The sequence below is a fragment of the Acetobacter estunensis genome (assembly GCF_011516945.1).
In the GTDB taxonomy this organism is placed as follows: Bacteria; Pseudomonadota; Alphaproteobacteria; order Acetobacterales; family Acetobacteraceae; genus Acetobacter; species Acetobacter estunensis.
In genome coordinates this window covers 1-2,421 of record NZ_WOTH01000087.1, presented here as the reverse complement: position 1 = coordinate 2,421, position 2,421 = coordinate 1, and the positions used below count along the sequence as shown (strand labels likewise).

Annotated in this window: 3 protein-coding genes; all 3 read left to right on the top strand. The window is 57.4% G+C overall.

What is annotated here, in order from left to right; all coding sequences use genetic code 11:
• Positions 1-848 (top strand): site-specific integrase (locus GOB87_RS16340; RefSeq protein WP_166319144.1); only part of this gene is annotated, 848 nt, incomplete at its 5' end.
• Positions 849-1,021: 173 nt separating this feature from the next.
• Positions 1,022-1,222 (top strand): helix-turn-helix domain-containing protein, encoded by a 201-nt coding sequence (locus GOB87_RS17025; protein WP_166319141.1) that lies wholly within the window; start codon positions 1,022-1,024, stop codon positions 1,220-1,222.
• Between the two features lie 430 nt (positions 1,223-1,652).
• Positions 1,653-2,315: a hypothetical protein gene (locus GOB87_RS16330; protein ID WP_166319138.1), complete on the top strand. Its 663-nt coding sequence runs from the start codon at positions 1,653-1,655 to the stop codon at positions 2,313-2,315.
• The last annotated feature ends 106 nt before the right edge of the window (positions 2,316-2,421 follow it).

The following is a 2,421-nucleotide window of genomic DNA, read 5'->3' as shown; positions in this document are numbered from 1 at the left end:
GACTTGAACTCTGCCGCATACCGTTTCCGCGTAACCTTGCCCATAAAACCCGTCCTCGTTCAGGCCAGATGATAGCTTACCGCTCTGTCCAAAAAATGGGGGCCACTTCTGAAAAGCGCAATCTCGTTCCGACCAACCCCTTCACCTCGGTTACCATGGAGGGTCGCGATACCTCGCGGGATCGCGTGCTGACAGATGACGAGCTTCGCGAGCTTTGGACCGCAGCCAGTCGGCTTGCTTATCCGTTCGGCCCCTTCATCCAGTTGCTTACCCTAACGCTGCAACGGCGGGATGAGGTGGCCGGTATGAAATGGGCGGAGTTGGATCCGGAGATGGCTCACTGGACTATTCCAGCTGAGAGAGCAAAAAACGGACGCGCGCATATCGTCCACCTTTCCGAGCCGGCCCGACAGATCCTCACCAAGCTGCCCAGGCAGATGGATCCGGAGAGCAACGGCCCCTCGCCTTTCGTCTTCACCAGCAATGGCCGCACGCCCATCTCGGGGTTTTCCAAGACCAAAACCAAGCTGGAAGAGCTGATGACGAAAGCCGCTCGTTCACTCAGAAAAAATGCTTCGTCCTTGGCCACCACAGACTGGCGGCTCCATGATCTTCGGCGCACCGGCGTAACAGTCATGGCACGGCTCGGGATCGGGCATCATGTCGCCGATCGGGTGCTAAACCATGTGCAGGGAGCCATCAAAGGCGTCGCTGCCGTTTATCAGCGTCACGAGTTTCTGACGGAACGGGCGGCAGCGCTGGATACATGGGCTCGACACGTGCTGAATGTGGCGGAAAAACGTGGGAATGAGCCTTCGGATGGCAAAGTCGTGCCGCTGCGGCGCTGATTCGCTTGATTACAAAAACTTAATCTAAAGCGGCAATGCGGCATCATGCGGCTTGATTCGTCGCCATGCGTTTCAGTGCATCTCTAACCAGAAACGCCCCGTTTCGCCCTCTCTTGTCAACATTCCGCATCCATCGAATATCGCTTCCACCACCACACAAGGGAGCGATTTCGGTGAAGAACCCAAGCCTGCTTTCGGTCGATGAAACGGCACGTCTTGCACGGGTTCATCCCCGCACAATGCGTCGTTACCTGGCGGACAATATCGGACCGGACGTGACGCGCATTGGGGGCCGCGTGTTCATCCGCGAAGATCACTTCCGTGCTTGGCTTCGCCGTGCCGTCGTTCCGCAGACCGGAACCATCCACGCATGAACAGTCCATTTTCCTACCTGCGGAAGCGTAAGGCGACTGCGGCCCGAAAGCGACAAGCCGCGGCCGACAATAAAGGCTTCAGCAGTCGCTTCCTGCACCTGAACGAAAGACAGCCGTCCGCCGGTGCGCGGCTTGTCGCTGCCCATGAAGCCGCAAGACCGATCCGGGATCAGGCGCGAGAAGCGCCGGCTGTATCTACGGTCGTGACGAAAAATGATCATTCGCCAGGCCACCGGCTTGTCGCTGCTCATGTGCGCCAAGCTGAGGCAAAAAAATGCTCTGGACGCTCCCAGTTAGCCGCTGCCTCACCTGGCGAACGAATGCTCGCCTTGGCCAATCGCCGCCACGGATCCTGAAATTTAGCACTTCGCCACTCCCACCGATGGGGTTTGTCCCTGCGCGGCAAAAACCCTCCTCATGGAGCCTCAATATGATCAAGATTTCCGGTCTTCCATCCCTGCTACGCGGGAAGCAAGATGAGTCGCAAACCGCTGAGCCGCGTCAGTTTGGCGAGGAGTTGCCCTCTATCGTCCCCACGAAGTCCGAGTTGCAGGCTGGGACGGCTTCCGATCCGCTTACGGAAAAGCGGATCGCACTGAAGCACCTTCAGGACGCGCGTGCAGGGCTACTGGCGGACTATCATGCCAAGCAGGAAATTGCGGACAAGTCTGAGCGTATTGCCGCCGATCTCAAGGAACGTCGGGGAACCCTCTCCGGCGTGAACGATGAGATCGATGCGTTCTACCAGCAGGAGATTGAAGCCAGCCTTACCACTGACGGGCATACGGCACTCTCTGAACTCCCGGAACATCTGGCAACTCGCAAGCGTGAATTGGATGGGCTGGAGCGCCAGATTATTGTGACAGAAAGCTGTGCTGAGCGACGGCGCGAAGAGGCTCGTACTGTGCGTCATGAGTTGGAAGAATTGGCGCAAAGCCGAGAGGATGCGCTTCAACGAGTGATGTCCTATGTGGCGGAAATTGAAGCTTCCCGCATCCGGGCGATATTGGCACAGTACGTCGAAACCATGGTGTCTTTGTCTGCCCTGACACGCCAGCAGTTCCATCAATGTAATTACGCTGCTTCCTCGTAAGCTCCCGGCGACTGACGCCTTGCTGAATACTTCTGGTCTGGTTCAGCTATGAAGCATGAACGATTTAAGAGATAGGGACGCGGTACTACCTGCGAGTGTCGCAGGT

Coding starts and splice junctions, on each gene's coding strand:
- GOB87_RS16330 (WP_166319138.1), top strand. CDS start 1,653: ATGATCAAGATTTCCGGTCTTCCATCCCTGCTACGCGGGAAGCAAGAT.